The organism is Halomonas sp. Cn5-12, from assembly GCF_021532545.1.
Classification (GTDB): Bacteria; Pseudomonadota; Gammaproteobacteria; order Pseudomonadales; family Halomonadaceae; genus Vreelandella; species Vreelandella aquamarina.
Window position 1 is genome coordinate 48447 of record NZ_JAKGAY010000003.1, and the last position, 19690, is coordinate 68136.

The 19690-nt window shown below is 59.0% G+C and carries 18 protein-coding genes; 7 read left to right on the plus strand and 11 right to left on the minus strand.

Going from position 1 to position 19690, the window contains the following annotated elements; translation table 11 throughout:
- Positions 1 to 6: 6 nt before the first annotated feature.
- The 7 genes from L1249_RS02900 to L1249_RS02930 form a co-directional block, all read right to left on the minus strand.
- Positions 7 to 609, minus strand: coding sequence for an ABC-type transport auxiliary lipoprotein family protein (locus L1249_RS02900; protein WP_062373864.1), 603 nt, complete (start codon positions 607 to 609; stop codon positions 7 to 9).
- Positions 606 to 1547, minus strand: a complete 942-nt coding sequence (locus L1249_RS02905; protein WP_062373861.1) for an MlaD family protein — start codon at positions 1545 to 1547, stop codon at positions 606 to 608. The genes L1249_RS02900 and L1249_RS02905 overlap by 4 nt, the downstream gene beginning before the upstream one ends.
- Before the next feature lie 5 nt (positions 1548 to 1552).
- The gene (locus L1249_RS02910; protein WP_058576360.1) at positions 1553 to 2356 is read right to left on the minus strand and encodes an ABC transporter ATP-binding protein; all 804 of its coding nucleotides are present in this window, start codon (positions 2354 to 2356) and stop codon (positions 1553 to 1555) included.
- Between the two features lie 17 nt (positions 2357 to 2373).
- On the minus strand, positions 2374 to 3486 hold the full coding sequence (locus tag L1249_RS02915; protein ID WP_062361265.1) for an MlaE family ABC transporter permease: 1113 nt from the start codon (positions 3484 to 3486) through the stop codon (positions 2374 to 2376).
- A gap of 82 nt (positions 3487 to 3568) precedes the next feature.
- The gene (locus L1249_RS02920; protein ID WP_044629405.1) at positions 3569 to 4390 is read right to left on the minus strand and encodes an IclR family transcriptional regulator; all 822 of its coding nucleotides are present in this window, start codon (positions 4388 to 4390) and stop codon (positions 3569 to 3571) included.
- Positions 4391 to 4532: 142 nt separating this feature from the next.
- Positions 4533 to 5741 (minus strand): 3-oxoadipyl-CoA thiolase, encoded by a 1209-nt coding sequence (locus tag L1249_RS02925; protein WP_044629404.1) that lies wholly within the window; start codon positions 5739 to 5741, stop codon positions 4533 to 4535.
- A 57-nt stretch (positions 5742 to 5798) separates the two neighbouring features.
- Entirely contained in the window at positions 5799 to 7331 is a 1533-nt protein-coding gene (locus L1249_RS02930) for a 3-hydroxyacyl-CoA dehydrogenase (protein ID WP_062373858.1), read from the minus strand.
- A 194-nt stretch (positions 7332 to 7525) separates the two neighbouring features.
- Here L1249_RS02930 and L1249_RS02935 point away from each other — a divergent pair, with 194 nt between their 5' ends.
- The 7 genes from L1249_RS02935 (at position 7526) to L1249_RS02965 (ending at position 15098) form a co-directional block, all read left to right on the plus strand.
- Positions 7526 to 8677: an acyl-CoA dehydrogenase family protein gene (locus L1249_RS02935; protein ID WP_044629402.1), complete on the plus strand. Its 1152-nt coding sequence runs from the start codon at positions 7526 to 7528 to the stop codon at positions 8675 to 8677.
- The gene (locus L1249_RS02940; protein ID WP_172416218.1) at positions 8677 to 10278 is read left to right on the plus strand and encodes a class I adenylate-forming enzyme family protein; all 1602 of its coding nucleotides are present in this window, start codon (positions 8677 to 8679) and stop codon (positions 10276 to 10278) included. Before L1249_RS02935 ends, L1249_RS02940 begins: the two co-directional genes overlap by 1 nt.
- Positions 10275 to 10745, plus strand: coding sequence for a PaaI family thioesterase (locus L1249_RS02945; RefSeq protein WP_172416217.1), 471 nt, complete (start codon positions 10275 to 10277; stop codon positions 10743 to 10745). Before L1249_RS02940 ends, L1249_RS02945 begins: the two co-directional genes overlap by 4 nt.
- Positions 10742 to 12127, plus strand: coding sequence for a hypothetical protein (locus L1249_RS02950; protein WP_062373855.1), 1386 nt, complete (start codon positions 10742 to 10744; stop codon positions 12125 to 12127). The genes L1249_RS02945 and L1249_RS02950 overlap by 4 nt, the downstream gene beginning before the upstream one ends.
- 125 nt (positions 12128 to 12252) lie before the next feature.
- Positions 12253 to 13002, plus strand: coding sequence for an electron transfer flavoprotein subunit beta/FixA family protein (locus L1249_RS02955; RefSeq protein WP_101147005.1), 750 nt, complete (start codon positions 12253 to 12255; stop codon positions 13000 to 13002).
- Positions 13003 to 13016: 14 nt separating this feature from the next.
- The gene (locus tag L1249_RS02960) at positions 13017 to 13943 is read left to right on the plus strand and encodes an electron transfer flavoprotein subunit alpha/FixB family protein (RefSeq protein WP_058577901.1); all 927 of its coding nucleotides are present in this window, start codon (positions 13017 to 13019) and stop codon (positions 13941 to 13943) included.
- Positions 13944 to 14138: 195 nt separating this feature from the next.
- Positions 14139 to 15098: an NAD(P)H-dependent flavin oxidoreductase gene (locus L1249_RS02965; protein ID WP_044629168.1), complete on the plus strand. Its 960-nt coding sequence runs from the start codon at positions 14139 to 14141 to the stop codon at positions 15096 to 15098.
- Here the strand turns inward: L1249_RS02965 and L1249_RS02970 are convergent.
- From L1249_RS02970 to L1249_RS02985, 4 genes are read right to left on the minus strand one after another with little or no spacing between them, the layout of a single operon-like run.
- Positions 15080 to 15859 (minus strand): enoyl-CoA hydratase/isomerase family protein, encoded by a 780-nt coding sequence (locus tag L1249_RS02970; RefSeq protein ID WP_172416216.1) that lies wholly within the window; start codon positions 15857 to 15859, stop codon positions 15080 to 15082. The genes L1249_RS02965 and L1249_RS02970 overlap by 19 nt on opposite strands.
- 10 nt (positions 15860 to 15869) lie before the next feature.
- Positions 15870 to 16988 carry an acyl-CoA dehydrogenase family protein gene (locus L1249_RS02975; RefSeq protein WP_172416215.1) on the minus strand — a complete coding sequence of 373 codons (1119 nt, stop codon included), beginning with the start codon at positions 16986 to 16988 and terminating at the stop codon, positions 15870 to 15872.
- A gap of 10 nt (positions 16989 to 16998) precedes the next feature.
- Positions 16999 to 18192, minus strand: coding sequence for an acyl-CoA dehydrogenase family protein (locus L1249_RS02980; RefSeq protein ID WP_172416214.1), 1194 nt, complete (start codon positions 18190 to 18192; stop codon positions 16999 to 17001).
- Positions 18189 to 19637 (minus strand): enoyl-CoA hydratase/isomerase family protein, encoded by a 1449-nt coding sequence (locus tag L1249_RS02985; protein WP_172416213.1) that lies wholly within the window; start codon positions 19635 to 19637, stop codon positions 18189 to 18191. The genes L1249_RS02980 and L1249_RS02985 overlap by 4 nt, the downstream gene beginning before the upstream one ends.
- Positions 19638 to 19690 lie beyond the last annotated feature (53 nt).

The window sequence follows — 19690 nt, forward strand, 5'->3', positions numbered from 1 at the left end:
GCACTGTTAATTCGGCGCGTTTGTGATTAGCCAGCTCGCCAACTGTTCGGTTAAACGGTCGGTGGCGCTACCAAAGGCGTTCACCACATCGGGTATCCCAGTGCTTGTGGCGCGCTCCCGGATCGCAAAGCTGGTGGAGGCCACGGGCTGTTGGTCCGCGCCGAGTAATTGAACGTCCAACTGCAGGTTAACGCTTGGCGGAGAAGTGTCATACTCGCTCTGAAAGTGGCGCAGCTCGCTTAATAGCAGCAAGTCGTGAGGGAGCCGATCGCTGCTCACGTTGGCGAACAGCTCTTGCTGCTGAAGGCCTGCAATGAGCTGGGCCTGCAGCATGTCCGGTGCATCTTCATGCCAGCGAGCACCCTCATACACATTGACCACATTGCCTTCGGGAAACACCACGATACGATTGCTGCTGAGCAGGTGGCCGGCTTCTGGTGTAGCGATAGCCAGCCGCTCTGGCTGCGTGATGGTGGCAGGGTCGCTCTGCATCGTGGTCGCAGGCAAGCGATACAGCGTCGATGGCGCTTTCTCCGGTAAAATAGAGCAGCCCGAAAGGGTGAATAGGGCGCTTAAAAGAAAGCCGTTACGTAAAGCGTGCATGTTCATGGGCGGAACTCCTCTACTTGATCGCGGCCTAGGAAAAAGTCCGTCGGGCTCTCTTCAAGTTCTCGCGTAATGCGGTCAAGGGTAGCGAGTGTCGAGCGTAACGCCGCTAGGGCCGGGGCAATGTCGCGGGTGCTTTGTAGAGTGCCTTCGACAGCACCCGCGTTATCGTTCACCAACTGTTCTATCCGCTGGGCAGCGCTGGCAACATCGCGGCTGGCGCTCTCTGCGCTGCGCATCACCTGCTGACCCTCCTGGCTCAGCAAGCGGTTCGCCTCTAGGCTAAGCGATTCGATGCTTTCAAGCGTGGTGGAGGCTTGGCGTGACACATCGCCAAAGAGCGCCATGTTTTCATCCAGGGCAGACTGCTGAGAGGCAATCATCTCGGTGATCTGGGCAATATTGGTCAGGATATTGCCTGCTTGCTCACGATTATTGTCATCGAAGAGCTCGTTCACACTCTGCAAAATCGCGTTGAGGTTTTCGACCATCTCTTCGCCTTCGTCAAACAGCGTAGCAATAGGCGACGGGTCGGCTTGAATGAAAGGCGTATCGTCGCTGCTTTGCGCTAGCAAGCGTTGGCTTTCTGGGGTGCCGCCATAGAGCTGCACGGACATACTGCCGGTAATGCTGGCAAAGGCTAGCTTTGCGCGGGTATCCACTTTGATCGGAGTGTCTTCATACACGCGAATAAGTGTGATCACTTGGCGTGGGTCGTCAGGATTGAGGGAGAGCTCGGTAACATCGCCCACTTCAATGCCGTTGTACTGCACTTTGCTGCCCACCGAGAGGCCGCTGACGCTGCGCTCGAACAAAATGCGGTAGGGTTGATAGTCGCGTTGGTCAGCCGCATAGCTCATCCAGAGCGCAAACAGCAGGGCGGCAGCGGCCGTCAGCACGGTAAACAGGCCAATCAAAATATGGTGCGCGCGGGTTTCCATGTGCGTCACTCCTGAGAAGAGGTTGGGCCAGCAGAGCGCTGTGCAGCGCGTCCACGTGGTCCATTAAAGTAATCCTGTACCCACTCGTCGTCCGTTTTCGCGACGTTTTCCAGAGTATCCACCACCAGAACGCGTTTTTGCGACAGCACAGCGACCCGGTCGCAGGCTGCATAGAGGGTATCGAGGTCGTGGGTGACCAAAAAAACGCTAAAGCCCATTGCATCGCGCAGCGTGACCAGCAGTTGGTCAAACGCGGCGGCGCCAATGGGGTCGAGTCCTGCGGTAGGCTCATCGAGAAACAAAATATCCGGGTCCAGGGCGAGTGCCCTGGCAAGCGCGGCACGTTTCACCATGCCCCCAGAGAGCGATTCTGGAAATTGTCGGGCGGCATGAGGGGGCAGGCCTACCAGCGAGAGCTTGATACGCGCCAGATACTCGGCCTCTTCCCTAGAGAGTTTGGCGTGCTCGATAAGCGGCAGCGCAACGTTTTCTTGCAGGTTGAGCGAACTAAACAGCGCCCCACGTTGAAAGAGCACCCCAAAGCGCCGCTCGACCTGGCTGCGTTGGGACTCACTTAACTCATTTAACCGCTGGTTCAGCACTTCTACTGTGCCGTCATTTGGCCGCTTTAAGCCCACAATACTGCGCAGTAGAACTGATTTACCGGTACCTGAGCCGCCGACAACGCCGAGAATTTCGCCTCGGTAGAGGGTCAAGTCTAGCCCTTCGTGAACGACGTTGTCGCCAAATCGATTCACCAGCCCCTGCACGCGGATAACCGCTTCATCGCGCTCGGGCTGTTGCGGCATCTCTGAATATCGCTCGGTCACCAGCCCATCTCCATGAAAAATAGCGCCGCTAACGCATCTATCAGAATCACCATAAAGATGGACTGCACCACGCTTGAGGTGGTGTGGGCGCCTACCGATTGGGCACTGCCGCTAACTTTAAACCCTTCTAGGCAGCCAATGACGGCAATCACAAAGGCAAATACCGGCGCTTTGCTCAAGCCGACCAGAAAATGAGTGACCGACACGTCTTTTTGCAGTGTGGTGATGAACTGACTCACAGAAATATCCAGCGATAGGGTGGCCACCACCGCGCCGCCGACGAGGCCGCTCAGCATGCCCACAAACGCCAGCAGCGGTAGGCTGATCAACATCGCCATCACCCGGGGAAGCACTAGCAGCTCAATCGGGTCGAGTCCCAATGTTTTAAGGGCATCAATCTCTTCGTTGGATTTCATCGCGCCAAGCTGGGCGGTAAAGGCGCTGGCAGTGCGGCCTGCCAAAAGTATCGCGGCCAAGAGCACGCCAAATTCCCGTAAAAATGAAAATGCTACGAGATCAATGGTGTAAACCGTTGCACCGAAGTCTTGGAGCACCGTGGCCCCCAAAAACGCCACCACTGCGCCCACCATAAAGGTTAAGAGCGCAACGATAGGCACCGCATTCAAGCCACTTTGCTGAATATGCGCGACGGTGGCGGTAATACGCCAGTGGCGGGGTCGAAACAGAAGTGAGGTAAATGTGGCCAGCACCAAGCCAATGAAAGCCAGTAGCTGGCGCTGCTGAGACCCCAGCGCCACCATTTGCTGGCCCACTGTCGCTAAGGCTTCGCTAATCCGGTTGGGGCGGGGTGTGGGGCTCTCAAGCGGAGCGTCCATAGCCTCGGCAATGCGTATTAGCAAGGCCTGCTGCACCTGGGGAAGATCGCTTGCCCACTCGCCAATTTGTTTGGTTTTTTCAACACCAATTAGCTCAACGATCAGCGCCGCGCCGGCGGTATCCAGCCCCTCAAAGCCGGGTAGCGACAGCGCTGCCGAGCTTAGCCGACCCTGCTGCTGTAGGGCGCGCTTCAGCTCAGCGTAGTGGCGTAGTGTCCATTCGCCGTGCAGCGAGACATGCTCGCCCTGTTGAGTGATCCACTCGTTTGGCATCCCTGCTCCTCAGTGCCTTCACATGCAGTGAAGGCCTATGATGCAATAAAACGAGCGTTAGTGAAAGGTAAGCCGTCGTTTCTTAACGTGACGCACGATACTTGGGGGCCAGCTCCTGCATAATTTTTGCTGCTACTTCCTTGAGTCTGGGGCCAAGGTTGTTGACCAATCGATCATGATCTAAACGCAGGCTAGAGCCACCGCAGTTAATCGCCATCACTTCGGCACCATCTTCTAAAATGAGCGGCATGGCCACGGCGCTGATATCCCGCTGCCAATCCTGTTCGGATAGGCAAAAGCCATACTCGGCATAGTCGCGCAGGCTCTGTTCAATACCGGCATGAAGGCGCGGCCAATCGCTGCCGTGAAACGCGGCTAGCTCTTGCATCACCTGTTGGCGGCGCTCGTCAGATAATCCGCACAGCCAGGCACGACCAATCGCCGAGGTGGCAATCGGTAGACGAGAGCCAACATCTAAGCGAATAATCAGCGGGCCGTGGCCGTGGCAGGTTTCCAGATACACCATGTCGCTGCGGTCGGCACCGCCCAGGCTCACGTTGCAGTCGGTGGCGTCGGCAAAGTGCTGTAAATGGGGGCGAGCAATTTCGCGAATGCCCATATTGGCCAGAAAGCGGTAACCCAGCGCCAGCACACCTGGCCCGAGGCGGTACTTCTCCAGGTGACGGTTGTGTTGCAGGTAGCCTAACTGGGTCAGCGTATAGGTTAACCGGGACACCGTGGGGCGCGGGATGTGGGTGCGATTAGAGAGCTCTGCATTGCCCAGGTACTCTTCCCCTGTTCCAAAAGCGCGGAGCAGTTCTAACCCCCGCGCAAGCGCGGTGACAAAGTTGCGATCTTTTTCGGGTGATTGCGGCTCATCAGCAGCGGCGTCGGTTGGTTCCATCAAGCGTCTCGGCTAATCAATCATTGAATGGCAAGTATCGCATACCTGCGCTGGGGCGTTGCAAAGCGCGATAAGAGAGCTTAGTCAACGCTTGGCCTGCGGCGCCTGCCTTAGATACTGTGCTAGCGCCGCAGGAGGGCGGTTAGCTGTCCAGGCGTTCAATGATGGTCGCGATGCCCTGGCCAACGCCAATACACATGGTGACCAGCGCATAGCGCCCGCCGGTGGCTTCTAGCTGGCGCAGCGCAGTGAGTGCCAAACGTGCGCCCGAGGCACCCAGCGGGTGGCCAATGGCAATGGCGCCACCGTTGGCGTTAAGGCGCGGGTCGTCGGCGGAAAGACCCAACTGCTGAACGCAGCCCAACACCTGCACCGCAAAAGCTTCGTTGATTTCAATCACGTCCATCTGCTCAAGCGAGAGGCCAGCCCGGGCCAGCGCTTTTTGCGAGGCGGGTACCGGCCCCAAGCCCATGACGCGGGGAGCAACGCCCGCCACGGCGCTGGCAACGATACGCGCTCGCGGAGCAAGCCCAGCTCGCTCGCCTGCTGCACGCGTGCCGACAATCAGCGCGGCAGCCCCGTCATTTAATCCAGACGCGTTGCCTGCGGTCACGACACCACCTTCAAACAGCGCGCCGAGTTTGGCTAGTTTTTCCTCGGTGCTTTCAGCGCGGGGGTGCTCGTCTTTATCTACCAACAGCGGCGGCTGTTTGCGTCCTTGAGGCACGTCTACCCCAAACATTTCGCCTTCATAAAAGCCGTTTGCCAGCGCCTTGGCATAGCGCGCTTGGGAGCGGGCGGCAAAGGCGTCGCTGGCCTCGCGGCCAATGTTCAGGTCGTGGGCAATGTTATCGGCAGTTTCCGGCATGCTGTGGCTGCCGTACTCTTTGGCAATCCACGGGTTGGGAAAGCGCGAGCCAATCACGGTATCAAACATCGGCTGATTGCGAGCGTAGGGGGAGTCGGCTTTGCCCAGCACGTAAGGCGCGCGGGACATGGACTCCACGCCGCCAGCCAAAAATAGCTCACCTTCGCCTAAGCGAGCGGCACGGGCGGCATCCATCATCGCGGCTAGGCCACTACCGCACAGGCGGTTGACGGTTTGGCCTGCCACCTCAATCGGCAGGCCCGCTAGCAGCGCACCGTGACGGGCCACGTTGCGAGAATCTTCCCCCGCTTGGTTAGTGCAACCCGCCAACACCTCTTCGTAGCTTTCTGGGGCAAACGGATTACGCGCCACCAGTGCTTTGAGCGTTAAGCCCAGCAGCTCATCCGGACGAATGGCCGCTAGGCTGCCGCCATGGCGGCCGAAAGGGGTGCGTAATCCGTCGTAAATATAGGCGTCTTGCATGGTTATTTTCCTTGTTTGTGTAAGCCTTACTTAAGCCGTAATTGAAACTGAGGGGGTTCAGCCCGTTGGCCCGTCAGTGAGGGGCATGCCCAGCGCGGCGCGGCGGCGCAGCCACGGGCTAGGGCGATAGCGGGGGTCACCGGTGGCGTCTAATAGGTTGTTCAAAATGGTCAGGATGCGCGAAGCGCCGTAATGGTCGCCCATGCGCAGCGGGCCAAATGGGTAGCCCAGGCCAAGTTCCACCGCACGATCAATAGTGGCGGGTGCAGCGACGCCTTGCTGTGCGATATCTGCCCCAACGTTGACGATGCAGGCCACCACGCGCTGCAGCACAAAGCCGGTGCTGTCTTGTAGGGTGCTGACCGGCGTGCCGTCAGCATTCAACAGGCTGGCGGCGGCATTGACTAGTTCGGGTCGGGTAATGGGGGAGGCCATCAGGCTGCGGCGCTTATCCAGCCCCGCCAGCATATCCACCGCGACGCACTGCTCGGCATTCAAGCCTTGGCGCAGAGCGCACTGTGTGGTGTCTTCGCCCAGCGGTGTCAGCAGGCACAGCGCCTCTGAGGAGGGCTGATCCGCACTTTCTAGTGGCCAGCCCGCCGTGGCGACCAGTTCGGCAAGCTGGGCGGCGCTGCCAGGGTCGTCTTGGCTGATCCACACGGGGCAAGGCGAGGCTGTCGCAATGGCGGGCTCTTCCGGCATCTGCTGCTGGCCATCCACGTAGCGATAAAAGCCTTCACCGGTTTTGCGCCCCAGCAAGCCTGCTGAGAGCCGCTGGCGGGTGAGCGGTGAAGGGCGAAAGCGCGGCTCTTCATAATACTGGTGGTACACCGACTCCATCACCGCATGGGAAACGTCCAGGCCCGTCAGGTCCAGCAGCGTGAAGGGTCCCATTCGAAAACCACCTTGATCCACCATGATGCGGTCAATGGTGGCAGGGTCTGTCACGCTCTCACTCAGAACGCGCAGTGCTTCGGTGCCAAAAGCGCGCCCGGCGTGATTGACCAGAAAGCCAGGGGTATCGGTGGCCTGGGCGGTAAAGTGGCCCATGGCGGTGCCCAGGGCATCAACCCGCTGGGTGACGGTGTCAGCGGTACGTAGCCCTGGAATCACTTCCACAATTTTCATCAGCGGAACGGGGTTGAAAAAGTGAAAGCCAATCACGCGCTCTGGGTGTTGGCAGGCGGCAGCAATCTCGGTAACAGACAGTGAAGAGGTGTTGGTAGCGAGCACGGCATCCTGGCGAACAATGCCCTCTAAATCGCTAAACAGCCCCTGTTTGGCTTCCAGCTTCTCGATAATCGCTTCAACGACAATATCGCAAGGGACGAGAGCGGCGAGGTCGCGGGCCTCAATCAATCGCTCGCCGTACTGCTCGGCTTGGGCTTGGGTAATCCGCTGCTTGTCGGCGCTGCGCTGCCATAATCCATTAATAAAGGCAGTCGCTTCCGCCACCGCGCCTTCTTTAACATCAAATAGCATGACGTTCAGGCCTGCCTGCGCGGCGAGCTGAGCAATCCCTCTACCCATGGCCCCGGTGCCGACAATGCCAAGAGTGTTGAACGAATGGGCGACTGCGTCGTTGGACATAGGTCAAAATCCTCGCTGCAAGTGTTTGTTGTTCTGCATTGCAAAATAGCATTTCGTTTATTGACTGCCATCCTAGGCTATGCAAAAGTGCCTGACAAGAGAGTGAACGCTAGTTTCGCCATGCAGAATTATTGCAGGCCTCACTGCCCGCGCGAACGCCAACCATAAAAATATCGTTGCTACCAGGAGCCGTTATGATCCGTGATCCCGAACTGCTGAATCAGTTGGTTGATACCATTGCCCGCTTTGTACGGGAGCGTTTGATTCCCAATGAGGCACGGCTTGCCGAAGAGGATGCAGTGCCCGCCGAGATCCTGGCGGAAATGAAGGAGATGGGGCTGTTCGGGCTATCCATTCCTGAAGAGTACGGCGGCTTAGGGCTCACCATGGAAGAAGAAGCTCTGGTAGCCATGGAAATCGGCAAAACGTCTCCCGCGTTCCGCTCGGTATTCGGTACGAATAATGGCATCGGTGCCCAGGGCATTCTGATTGACGGCACTGAAGAGCAGAAAGCCAAATACGTGCCGCGCTTGGCCACCGGGGAAATTCTCAGCTCTTTCTGCCTGACCGAACCGGATTCCGGCTCCGATGCCGCCAGCCTGCGCACCACCGCCGTGCGCGATGGCGACCACTACGTGTTAAACGGCACCAAGCGCTATATCACCAACGGCCCGGAGGCGGACCTGTTCACCGTGATGGCGCGTACCGACCCAGACAACAAAGGCGCTGGCGGTATCTCCGCCTTTATTGTTGAAGGCAATACGCCCGGTCTGATTCGCGGCCCGGCGGATAATAAGATGGGCCAGAAGGGCGCGCATACCTGCGATATCATTTTTGATAACTGCCGTGTACCGGCTGAAAACATCATTGGCGGTAAAGAGGGACAAGGCTTTAAAACCGCCATGAAAGTGCTCGACCGTGGGCGGCTGCATATTTCCGCCGTGTGTGTGGGCGTGGCCGAGCGCTTAGTAGACGAGTCGCTGCGCTACACCATGGAGCGTAAGCAGTTTGGTGCTCCGCTGGCGGAGCACCAACTGGTGCAGGCCATGCTGGCAGATAGCAAAACCGAGGCCTACGCAGGCAAAACCATGGTCATGGACGCCGCACGCCGCAAGGATGATGGCGAAAACGTCTCAACCCTAGCCTCCTGCTGCAAGCTGTTCTGTGCCGAGATGGTGGGGCGCGTCGCGGATCGCGCCGTGCAGGTGCACGGCGGTGCGGGCTATATGTCGGAATACGCCGTTGAGCGTTTCTACCGCGATGTGCGCTTGTTCCGCATTTACGAAGGGACGACGCAAATTCAGCAGCTGGTGATTGCCCGGAACATGGTGCGGGAGGCGTCCTAATGGCTCTGTCGATCCCTTACCAAGCGCCAGATGAGAAAATCTTTGGCCGTCTGGCAAGCGAGCTGTTAGCAGAACTTCCCGAGCGCTTGAGCACCCGCGTGCTGGAAAATGCGAAACGCCTAGCGGATCACCCCGCGCTTGTGGATGGCAACGTCCGCTGGAGCTACGCCGAGCTGGGGCAAGAGATTTATGCCGCCTGCGAGTGGTTAGCTAATTTAGGCATACGGCCCGGCGACCGTATTATGACGGTCAGTGAAAACTGCCGTGCCCTGGTAGTACTGCTGTTGGCCGCCAGTGAAATGGATGTTTGGGTCGCGATTGTCAATTCGCGCCTCTCCGCTCAGGAAGTGGATTTAATTCAGGGCAACTGCCTGCCTCGCCGAGTGTTTTACACTTGCGAAGCCTCCCAAGAGGCGAGCCAGCACGCCGAGCGCCACGCGGCTGACCGCTATCAGCATCCGCAGCTCGGCGGCCTAGCGATTTCACCGCTATTTGATAGCGAGCCAGAGCCTGTTCACGCCAGCGGTGCCGAGCAGGTAGCCGCGATGATCTACACCTCAGGCACCACCGGCACGCCGAAAGGCGTCATGCTGACCCATCGCGGTATTCTGTATATCGCCTCTATTTCCGGCGGCATGCGTCATCTGAGTGAAGGGCAGCGGGTGTACGGCGTGCTGCCGATGTCTCATGTGTTTGGCCTCTCATCAGTGTGTATGGGCTCGCTGTATAACGGCGCGTGCCTTTATACCGTGCCCCGGTTTGACGCGGTACAGCTGCTGGCAACGCTCAAAGAGGAGCGCATTACCGTGCTTCAGGGCGTGCCTGCTATGTACGCTCGCGCCCTGGAGTACTTGAAGCGTGAGCAGCGCGCGTTAGAAGCACCTGCGCTTATCTATATCTCCGCAGGCGGCTCGCCGCTGGATAGCGATACCAAAAAACGCGTGGAAGCTGCGTTTGGCCTAACGCTGCACAATGGCTACGGTCTCACCGAAGCCAGCCCGACGATTAGTCAAACCCGCATTGAAGACCGCCACCAGAGCAGCACCGTGGGCCGCGTGCTGCCGCTGTTGGAGTATCGGTTAGAGCCCTTAGGCAGCAGCGGCACGTCAGAAAAGGCAGGCGATGAGATCGGCGAGCTGTGGGTGCGTGGCCCTAATATCATGAAGGGCTACTTCCGCCAGCCGGACGCCACCCGCGCCACTTTAACGGAAGATGGTTGGCTCAATACCGGTGATATCGCCAAGCTGGATCACGATGATCAGCTCTATATCGTGGGCCGCAGTAAAGAGCTGATTATTCGCTCGGGCTTCAACATCTACCCGCCAGATGTGGAAGCGGTCATCAATGAGCATCCTGCGGTGACCTTAACCGCAGTGGTTGGGCGGCAGGTGGCAGGCAATGAAGAGGTCGTGGCATTTGTGCAGTGTGAGCCGGGTATTGAGGTTGATATGGCAGAACTCAAAGCCTTTATTGCCGAACGGCTTGCGCCTTATAAGCGTCCGACCCAAATTGTGCTGATGGATGCGCTGCCTTCCACTGCCAGCGGTAAGATTTTAAAAGGACGGCTACGCGACTTGGCCCAGCAGGAGAGCGCTTTATGAGCGAAACAGACGGCGCTGACGCCTCAATCACACCGCAGGCGCTGATGGGTTATCACGAACTGCTGGGCATGCACGTGGTGGAGTGGGAAGAGGGGCGCGCAGTGGTGGAACTCACCATTGAATCCAAGCACCTCAACCGCAGCGGCAACGTGCACGGCGGCGTACTGGCTTCCATGCTGGACAGCGCCTTAAGCCTAGCGGGCCTGCACTGCGATGTGCCGGGGAATATTCGTCGCGGGATGACGCTGTCACTTACCACCACCTTTGTGGGGCCTGCTCGGCAAGGCGTGTTACGGGCCACGGGCACGCTGCGTGGCGGCGGGCAAAAAACCTTCATGACCAGCGGTGAGATCGTGGATGAGCAGGGCAATCTCGTCGCTATGGGCGAAGGCTCTTTTCGTCGCCGTAGCGGCAGCGAATCGTCACAAGGCGTTCCCGACCCGCAGTTGAGGGAGTCTAGCGAGTGAGCCCAGCCCGCCTGCGGGTTTCCTGTTTGCTACTGGTGACGCTTGCCACGCTGATTCATTTGGTGGGTGGCAGCGTGGCGTGGCAAGCCGCAGGCATTGTTGCGCTGCTGCTCTATTTGATGACCCTGAAAGGTCAACTCACCCGCATGGCCAAGGGGCTGCTGTGTGCCGCTGGCGTACTCACACTGCTCGCGCTGTGGCGCTCGCCTACGCCTGGGCAACTGCTGTTTGAGGCGAGTGGGCGTTTCGCGTTTTTTGCTACCTTTGTGGTGGCGCTGAGTATGCTGCGCCTACCTGCCTATCGCTCTCGTTTAGTGCGCCGCTGCGGGCAAAGCATGCTGCTTCAGCCGCCTAGCCGTCGCTACCCGATCTTATCCCTGGGTTCGGCGCTGTTTGGCATCATTTTGAACATTGGCGTGCTGAATCTGTTCGCCGCGATGATCGAGAAGAGCAATACCCTCAGTGCCGCCCAAGGGCGCGCCTGGGTGCGTGAGGCCCGCCAGCGGCGCATGATGCTAGCGCTGCTGCGCGGGTTTTCGCTGGCCCCGCTGATTTCGCCCATGGGTATCGGGGTGGCCGTGGTCCTCTCAAGCCTTCCCCAGGTCACCTGGCCACAGCTGGCACCCTATATTCTCGGGGCCGCCGCGCTGATTTTTATGGCGGGCTGGGCGGTGGACTACTTCACCGGCCCGCACCCACCCGCCAATAAAACCTATGTCACCCCGTCGCTGCGCCCGTTGGCGCAGTTTAGCGTTTTGCTAATCGGCATTGTGGCGCTGGTGTTTTCCATTGCGTGGCTGCTGGAGTTACGACTACCCATTGCCGCGCTGCTGGGCGCGCCTACCGGGGCGCTTTTATGGCTGGCTTGGCAGCGTCGCAGGCTGGGCTTTGGCGGGTTGCCTGCCGCCATAACGGCGGTGCATCGTCAGCTACCTTGGTTGCTGTCTCCCAGCGCTAATGAAATCGTGGTGCTGGGGGCGGCAGGCTATTTGGGGCATGTATGCGTGGGCTTGGTGGATACTCAGCAGCTAGCACCGCTATTGGCGGTGCTAGACCCGCTGGGCACTTTGAATGCGGTGTTGGCCATGCTGATGGTGGTGGGGCTAGCGCAAATAGGCGTCAACCCGATTGTTACGGTGACGCTGTTGGTGGGCTTGCTCCCCACGCTGGGCATTGAAGGGTTAACGCCTGAGCTGATTGGGGCATCGTTAATGGTAGGCTGGGCGCTGGCGCTGATGTCATCACCAATGACCGCTTCCATGCTGATTCTCTCGCGCTTTACCGGCGTACCCGCCACCCGCATCGGTTACCGCTGGAACGGACGCTTTCTGGTCGCTGCCATCCCGCTGCTGGCGTTATGGTTTGGTTGGTCGCCTTTCTGAGGTGGGCTGTTCAAGGAAACGCTTGACCTTTGGCAGGCGTTTTTTTATTGTTATTTTTATAAAGTGAAATATTATTTTGCTATGCGGAATAAAAAGCCGATGGTTCAATCGCTGGAGCATGCCTTATGAAAATCCTCGTCGCGGTGAAACGCGTCATCGACTACAACGTCAAAATCCGCGTCAAAGCGGACCATTCTGATGTGGACCTTACCAACGTCAAAATGGCCATGAACCCCTTCTGCGAAATTGCCGTGGAAGAGGCGGTGCGCCTGAAAGAGAAGGGTGTGGCTACCGAAGTCGTGGCCGTGACCGTAGGCCCCAAGGCTGCCCAAGAGCAGCTGCGCACCGCGCTGGCGCTGGGGGCTGACCGCGCCATCCACATTGAAACCGACGAGCGCGCCGAATCGCTGGCGGTGGCTAAACTGCTGGCCAAAGTGGTGGACGAAGAGCAGCCCGGTTTGGTGATCCTTGGCAAACAAGCCATCGACACCGACAACAACCAGACCGGCCAGATGCTCGCCGCGCTGACCAATCTGCCCCAGGGCACGTTTGCTTCGGAAGTGGCGGTAGACGGCGACAAGGTTAATGTGACGCGTGAAATCGACGGCGGCCTGCAAACCGTGGCCCTCACACTGCCGGCGATCGTCACCACCGACCTGCGCCTGAACGAGCCGCGCTACGCCAAGCTGCCGGACATCATGAAGGCCAAGAAGAAGCCGTTGGATGTCAAAACCCCCGCTGACTACGGCGTGGAAGTGGCCTCCAAGGTCACGCTGCTCAAAGTGGAATCCCCCGCCGAGCGCAAAGGCGGTATTAAAGTCGCCTCGGTGGACGAGCTGATCGACAAACTGAAAAACGAAGCCAAAGTGCTTTAAAAGGAGCTGATCTCATGAGCATTCTGGTACTTGCCGACCTTCATGAAGGTCAGTTGGCGGGCGCGACCGCTCACGTCGTGGCGGCGGCCCAGGCCATCGGTGGCGATATTGATGTGCTGGTCGCCGGTGAAGGCGTCCAAGCGGCCGCCGAGGCAGCTGCCCAGCTCGACGGCGTCAACAACGTGCGCGTTGCCGATAACGCCGTTTACGCCCATCAGCTGGCCGAGCCCATGGGCGCGCTGCTGGTGGAACTGGCAGGCGACTATACCCACGTACTGGCCAGCGCCTCCACCACCGGCAAAAACGTCCTGCCGCGCCTAGCCGCGCTGAAAGACGTCAGCCAGCTATCGGATATTATCGCGGTAGAGAGCGCCGATACCTTCAAGCGCCCGATCTACGCCGGTAACGCCATCGCCACGGTGAAAAGTGACGACGCGCTGAAAGTGATCACCGTGCGCACCACCGCGTTCGATGCGGTGGGTCAGGGCGGCAGCGCAGCCGTGGAAGCGGTAGCGTTCGCCGCTGACAACAGCCAATCCAGCTTTGTCAAAGAAGAGCTGGCCCAGAGCGACCGCCCGGAACTCGGCGGTGCCAAGGTCGTCATCTCCGGTGGCCGTGGCATGGGTAACGGCGAGAACTTCAAGCTGCTGGATGGCATTGCCGACAAGCTGGGCGCGGCCATTGGCGCTTCGCGTGCGGCGGTCGATGCGGGCTTTGTTCCTAACGACATGCAGGTGGGCCAGACCGGTAAGATCGTCGCGCCTGAGCTTTATATTGCGGTGGGTATTTCAGGTGCGATTCAGCACTTGGCGGGCATGAAAGACTCCAAGGTGATCGTCGCCATCAACAAAGACGACGAAGCGCCGATCTTCCAGGTGGCCGACTACGGCCTGGTAGGGGATCTGTTTGAGATTCTTCCTGAGCTGGAAAGCAAGCTGTAAGTTTAGGAGGCTGTCCGGAATAGCCCTAGGCGGGGGCGCTGTAAACCCGTCCATGGGCGCTACTTTCGCCATCCCTGGCGAAAGACCCCCGCTACGGGCTGTTCCGGCCATGCCAGCTATTTTGGCCATGCTTTAAAACCCCTTTTTTTGGGGTTTTACGCTGATGGGCTTACAAACAATGATAATGAGCCACGTATGCTAACCCAACTGACTGCCTCCATGACGCTGCCGGTTATCGGCTCTCCCATGTTTATCGTTTCTGGCCCTGAGCTGGTGATTGCCCAGTGTAAGGCGGGGATTATTGGCGCGTTTCCGGCGCTGAACGCCAGGCCTGCGGAAGTGCTTCGGGAGTGGCTGCAGCAGATTACCGATACCTTAGACGACTATAACGCTCAGAATCCGCAGCAGCCCGCCGCGCCGTTTGCGGTGAATCAGATCGTGCACCCCACCAATGACCGTCTGGATCACGATGTGGCGCTATGCGCTGAGTTCAAGGTGCCGCTGATCATTACCAGCCTGCATGCGCCCAATCGGGTGGTCGAGCAAGTGCACGCTTATGGCGGCATGGTATTTCACGACGTGACCACACTCAGGCACGCTAAAAAAGCCATCGATGCCGGGGTGGATGGGCTAATTTTGGTCTGCCATGGGGCAGGCGGCCATGCGGGGCGGCTTAACCCCTTCGCCTTTGTGGCGGAGGTCAGGCAGTTTTACGATGGCCCGCTGGTGCTGGCAGGGGCGATTACCAAAGGTGAGCAGATCGCTGCCGCTCAGGCGCTGGGCGTGGACATGGTGTATATGGGCACGCGCTTTATTGCCACCCAGCAAGCCAATGCTCAGCCCGCGTACAAGCAGATGGTATTGGAAGCCGCTGCGGGGGATATCGTCTATACCAATCTATTTACTGGCGTGCACGGTAACTACCTGCGCCAAAGCATCGAGCAGGCAGGGATGGACCCAGAGGCACTGCCTGAGGGTGACAAAAGCGCCATGCGCTATGGGTCAGGCGGCAGCAGTAAGGCAAAAGCGTGGCGGGATATTTGGGGTGCAGGGCAAGGGGTGGGGGGTATTACCACACTGAACAGCGTGGCCGATGAAATAGCCACGCTGCGTGCGGATTATCAGCAAGCACTGGATCAGTTACGACGGCGCTGACGAAAAGCAGCCACGCGGGCGTGAAAATCCTCGGTGGCTTTACACTCATCTTGCAGTGCGCCTTCAAGCGTTAGCGTGTCGTCAAGCGACAGGTTTGCCGCCTGCCGCATGGCCCGTTTTGTTGCTCCCAGCGCTTGAGGGGATTGAGCCACCAGGGCCTGTGCCAGCGCTCGTGCTTCCGCTAACACCTGACCATCCTCCACCGCTCGGTTGGCTAGGCCCAGCGCCACACAGCGCTCGGCGTCGATGGGTGTAGCCAGTGCCGCCATCTCAAAAGCTTGCGCGTGGCCAAGCTTGCGTACCAAATGCCAGCAAGCACCGCCGTCGGGAATCAAGCCAATATTGATAAAGGCCAGTTTTAGGTAAGCCGAGCGGCCCATCACCACCATATCGCTGGCTAGCACGTAGGACACACCAATCCCCGCGGCAGCGCCGCTCACCGCGGCGATTACGGGCTTTTCCATCGTCATCATGCTGCGCAGCGCAGGCAAAAAAAGCGTTGCCAGCCGCTCGCTGGCAGGCTGGGTGGAGGCCTTTTCGAATTCCGCTAAATCAGCACCGGCACAAAAAGCGCTACCTTCACCGCTGAGAATCACGCAACGCACCTGCGGGTCGGTCGCCACGGTCGCTAATGCTTCATTGAGCGCCAGGGCCGTGGGCTCGTTGAGCGCATTGCGCACCGCAGGGCGCGCAATGGTCACTTCGGCGATACCGCCCTCGGTAGTCTCAACGCGTACAAGTGACGTTTCTTCACTGCGCATGAGCTTCTCCTTAGGCGGCGTCGAGCTGTTCGCTCACCGTCTCAAGGTGATAGTCGCTGTCGCCCAGGTAGTGATCAAACATCACCAGATGTTTGGCGTAGTGGGCCACGTAGCACTCTTCGGTCATACCCATGCCGCCATGAAGCTGAATGGCCTGTTCCGCAATAAAGCGCGCGGACTCGCCGCAGTAAGCCTTGGCCGCGGCGATTTTATAGTCCCGCTCATCAGCAAGCAGCGAGAGGCTGGTGGCGGCGAGAATCGCCATGGAGCGCGACTGTTCTAGGTGAAGGTGCATATCCACCATGCGGTGCTGCAGTGACTGGAACGTGGCCAGCGGCAGGCCAAACTGCTTGCGTTCTTTTAAATAGGCGAGGGTTTGGTCGCAGGCAGTTTCCATTGCGCCGATGGCTTCGGCGCAAAGTGCGGCGCGACCCAGGGCCAGCACCTCTGCCAATGCGTCACCTGCGTCTTCGCTTAGGCAGTTCTCTAGCGGCAGAGTCACGCTGTTCAACGTTAGGTCACCGGCGGGCTGGTCATCCATCGTGCGATAGGTCTGTAAGGTGACGCCTTGAGTATTGGCAGGGACGATAAACACGCCTAGCTTGCCGGTAGGCAGTTGGGCGGTCACCAGCGTGGCGGCGGCATTGCTGAGGTTCATCACGACATCTTTGCGGCCGTTAAGCTGCCACTGGCCATTGTGTTGGCTCGCTTGGGTCGAAATATCGAAAGCGTCATATCGGGCGGTGTGTTCTTGCCAAGCCAAGGCGAGCTGGTGTTCACCTTCTAACAGCGGAGCCAGCCAGCGCTCCTGCTGTGCGGGGTTGGCGCATAGCGCAAGCAGCTGCCCAGGCATGACTAACCCAAACAGGTACGCTTCTGGCACTAAGCCGCGCCCCAACGCTTGCATAATAATCATTACATCGGTGCCGTCGCCGCCTAGCCCGCCGACGTCTTCGCTAAACGGCATATGCAGCAGGCCCAGCTCGGCAAACGTGCGCCATAGCGGGCTGGCCCCTTGGGCTGGCGCTTCCAGCATAGCGCGGCGCTGCTCGGGCGTTACCTGGTCGGCCACCAAGCGTGTCAGTGTCTCTTCGAGCATGCGCTGCTCGTCGGTAAGTGCAAAATCCATGGTGACCCCCTTACATTCCTAAAATGGTTTTAGCGACGATGCTTTTTTGAATCTCGTTGGCACCGCCATAAATCGACAGCTTGCGACGATTAAAATACTGGGCGCTGGCGGCAGCGCCTTGGGCGTACTCGTCAGCCAGCGATTCATCACCATGGAGAAATTCGGGGAAAAACGGCAGGGCAGCAGGGCCAAGCGCACGGCGGGTAAGCTCGCTAATCTCTTGGCGCAGCTCAGAGCCGCGTACTTTTAGCAGCGAGCTTTCTGCACCCGGCACGCCGCCATCCCGCGCTGCGGCAATCACGCGCAGGTTGGTCACTTCAAGCGCCATCAGTTCAAGCTCGGCTTTGACCACCCGCTGGCGAAAGCTGGGGAGCGATAAAAGCGGTTTACTGCGATGTTGCATACGGGAAGCGAGGGACTTCAAATGGCGCAGCGCCTGCTTGGCGTGGCCAAGCCCGGCAATGCCGGTACGCTCGTGAGTGAGCAAGAATTTGGCGCAGGTCCAGCCTTGGCCCTCTTCACCCACACGGTTTTCTACCGGCACGCGCACATTATCGAGAAACACTTCGTTGACTTCATGAGCGCCGTCGAGGGTAATAATCGGCCGTACGGTAATGCCAGGGGACTGCATATCAATCAGCAAGAAGCTGATACCCGCCTGTTTTTTCGCGTGGGGGTCGGTGCGTACCAAACAGAACATCATATTGGCGTGCTGGCCTAGGGTGGTCCAGGTTTTCTGGCCATTGACGATGTAGTGGTCGCCATCACGCACGGCGCGGGTGGATAAACCGGCCAAATCCGAGCCAGCGCCCGGCTCAGAATAACCTTGGCACCACCAGTCCTGGTTATTAAGAATCCGCGGTAGGTAGTGCTGTTGCTGCTCCACACTGCCAAATTTCATGATCACTGGCGCGACCATATTGACGCCAAAGGGCACCACCGTAGGGGCGTGGACGGCGGCGCACTCTTCGTCGAAAATATGCCGCTGCACCGGGCCCCAGCCTGGACCGCCGTGCTCAACAGGCCAGTTGGCGGCAAGCCACCCTTGATCGCTGAGAATATTCTGCCAGCGGATGTGGTCATCGGCGCGCAGATGCCGCCCAAGGCGCACGCGCTCACGGATGTCGCTCGGCAGTGCATCGGCTAAAAATCGGCGGACTTCCTCGCGGAATGCCTGCTCTTCGGGGCTAAACGTCAGGTTCATGAGTGTGCATCCTCGGAAGGCGTCTTTTTGTGAGTCGATAAATGGGATGGCAGAGAGGCTTGGCGGTGCGGCCCGCCTAAATGGCGTGGGTAGCCCAACGCTTCCACCGCCAACAGATCAATATCGCTCTCGCGGTAGCAGGCGCCTTGCTGTGCTAGCGTCAGGCTCGCCTGCTCCATGGCTGACTGAGCGTCGTTGTCGGGCGCTTGCTTTGCGGCGTTATACAGCGTGCTCAATACGCTAGGCGACTTGCTAACCACCACGTTGGCCCGCAGCGCTTTGAGCGTTAAGGCAGCCCGCTGCTGGTCGGTCGCGCTGGCGTGGTGATTCACCAATTCATGGAACGGGCCGCGCTCGGCAAGTACTAGGCTTAGGAGTGTGGCTGAGGCACTGTCGGTGAGTGGCTGCAGCGCTACGGTGACGGCTTGAGAAGGGCAGGTGCTGACATCTTCGCCAGGGGCGAGCAGGCACAGCTCGGTGCTATCGTTTGGGGTATCGGTAAGCGTTATGTTGGCGCGCTGGGCGGCGGTATGAAACGTCTCAAACAGCGTGTGCTCACCGATGAGGGCGATCTGCGCAAAGGGCTCAGCATTGTCTACGCCAGGGACGACATGGGGATTTCTAGCGGCAAAAAAGAGGTGAATCAGCCCTGCGCGCTGCGGGGAGTCCATACAGGCAAGAAATAGCTCACGCTCGCGGCGCAAACCCTCTTCCAGAGATGTGGCTTTGGTGCAGGCGTCAACGGCGTCCACAATGCGAAACGGTGAAAACAGTGCCGGTGCGCTGGATTCAAGCTGCTCTCGCATGTCATCAATGGCCTGGGAGTTGGCCTCTGGAGTGGGTAACTGACCGGTGATGCGCGCCTGCTGTTGTCCCGCTAATACCTCTTTTGCCGCTGCCAAACCCGCTTCCAGCGGTGTTTGGGCATCGCTGATGGCATCGATAATGCCGATATCCTGCGCTTCAGCGGCTTCCACAAAGCGCCCGCTGGTGATGATGTCTAAGGATCTTTCCACACCTACCAAGCGGGGCAGCCGTTGGGTACCGCCTGCGCCGGGCAGTAAGCCAAGCTTCACTTCTGGTAAACCTACGCGTGTGCCTGCCAGCGCAACACGATAGTGGCAACCCAGCGCAACTTCCAAGCCGCCGCCTAGCGCAGTGCCGTGTAGCGATGCGATGAGCGGTTTCGAGCAGGCTTCTAGCTGTGTAATGACATCCGGTAGCAGCGGTGCTTGGGGCGGCTTACCAAATTCACGTATATCGGCCCCGGCGATAAAGGTGCGCCCCTCTGCCATCACCACCAGTGCTTGGGCCTGCTGGTCGGCCAACCCCTCTTCAAGGGCGCTGAGCAAACCGCTACGCACCGCTTGGCTCAATGCGTTGACGGGCGGGTTAGCGATACTAATGACGCCGACCTCGCCATGTCGCTGGTAGTGAACACTCATAGTGGCTCCCGTATTTCGCTATATGAAATTTAAAGTTGTTATTCGGAATGAGG

Excerpts from the sequence above, each read along its gene's own strand:
- L1249_RS02900 (WP_062373864.1), bottom strand. The coding sequence starts at position 609 with ATGAACATGCACGCTTTACGTAACGGCTTTCTTTTAAGCGCCCTATTC.
- L1249_RS02905 (WP_062373861.1), bottom strand. The coding sequence starts at position 1,547 with ATGGAAACCCGCGCGCACCATATTTTGATTGGCCTGTTTACCGTGCTG.
- L1249_RS02910 (WP_058576360.1), bottom strand. The coding sequence starts at position 2,356 with ATGCCGCAACAGCCCGAGCGCGATGAAGCGGTTATCCGCGTGCAGGGG.
- L1249_RS02915 (WP_062361265.1), bottom strand. The coding sequence starts at position 3,486 with ATGCCAAACGAGTGGATCACTCAACAGGGCGAGCATGTCTCGCTGCAC.
- L1249_RS02920 (WP_044629405.1), bottom strand. The coding sequence starts at position 4,390 with ATGGAACCAACCGACGCCGCTGCTGATGAGCCGCAATCACCCGAAAAA.
- L1249_RS02925 (WP_044629404.1), bottom strand. The coding sequence starts at position 5,741 with ATGCAAGACGCCTATATTTACGACGGATTACGCACCCCTTTCGGCCGC.
- L1249_RS02930 (WP_062373858.1), bottom strand. The coding sequence starts at position 7,331 with ATGTCCAACGACGCAGTCGCCCATTCGTTCAACACTCTTGGCATTGTC.
- L1249_RS02935 (WP_044629402.1), top strand. The coding sequence starts at position 7,526 with ATGATCCGTGATCCCGAACTGCTGAATCAGTTGGTTGATACCATTGCC.
- L1249_RS02940 (WP_172416218.1), top strand. The coding sequence starts at position 8,677 with ATGGCTCTGTCGATCCCTTACCAAGCGCCAGATGAGAAAATCTTTGGC.
- L1249_RS02945 (WP_172416217.1), top strand. The coding sequence starts at position 10,275 with ATGAGCGAAACAGACGGCGCTGACGCCTCAATCACACCGCAGGCGCTG.
- L1249_RS02955 (WP_101147005.1), top strand. The coding sequence starts at position 12,253 with ATGAAAATCCTCGTCGCGGTGAAACGCGTCATCGACTACAACGTCAAA.
- L1249_RS02960 (WP_058577901.1), top strand. The coding sequence starts at position 13,017 with ATGAGCATTCTGGTACTTGCCGACCTTCATGAAGGTCAGTTGGCGGGC.
- L1249_RS02965 (WP_044629168.1), top strand. The coding sequence starts at position 14,139 with ATGCTAACCCAACTGACTGCCTCCATGACGCTGCCGGTTATCGGCTCT.
- L1249_RS02970 (WP_172416216.1), bottom strand. The coding sequence starts at position 15,859 with ATGCGCAGTGAAGAAACGTCACTTGTACGCGTTGAGACTACCGAGGGC.
- L1249_RS02975 (WP_172416215.1), bottom strand. The coding sequence starts at position 16,988 with ATGGATTTTGCACTTACCGACGAGCAGCGCATGCTCGAAGAGACACTG.
- L1249_RS02980 (WP_172416214.1), bottom strand. The coding sequence starts at position 18,192 with ATGAACCTGACGTTTAGCCCCGAAGAGCAGGCATTCCGCGAGGAAGTC.
- L1249_RS02985 (WP_172416213.1), bottom strand. The coding sequence starts at position 19,637 with ATGAGTGTTCACTACCAGCGACATGGCGAGGTCGGCGTCATTAGTATC.